Origin of the sequence: Burkholderia sp. SIMBA_051 (assembly GCF_046534915.1) — a bacterium.
Classification (GTDB): domain Bacteria; phylum Pseudomonadota; class Gammaproteobacteria; order Burkholderiales; family Burkholderiaceae; genus Burkholderia; species Burkholderia ambifaria.
This window is the reverse complement of sequence record NZ_JAWRXS010000807.1, coordinates 1-240: the sequence shown is the minus strand read 5'-3', so window position 1 is coordinate 240 and position 240 is coordinate 1. Positions and strand designations below refer to the sequence as shown.

Sequence of the window (240 nt, the reverse complement as noted above, 5' to 3'; positions counted from 1 at the left end):
CGACGTGCCGCTCGCGCTGGTGCGCGTCGGCACGGTAGTGATCGTGCGGCCCGGCGAGCGCGTGCCGGTCGACGGCGCGGTGCTCGAAGGCCGCACCCACATCGACGAATCGCTGATCACGGGCGAAAGCCTGCCGGTGCCGAAGCAGGCGGACGATCCGGTCACGGCCGGCTCGATCAACGGCGAAGGCGCGATTGCCGTGACGACCACCGCGATCGGCGCGGAAACGACGCTCGCGCG

1 pseudogene is annotated in these 240 nt (G+C 72.1%); it reads left to right on the top strand.

Going from position 1 to position 240, the window contains the following annotated elements:
• A pseudogene (locus SB771_RS36685) lies at window positions 1–240 on the top strand (copper-transporting ATPase); the annotation flags it as partial.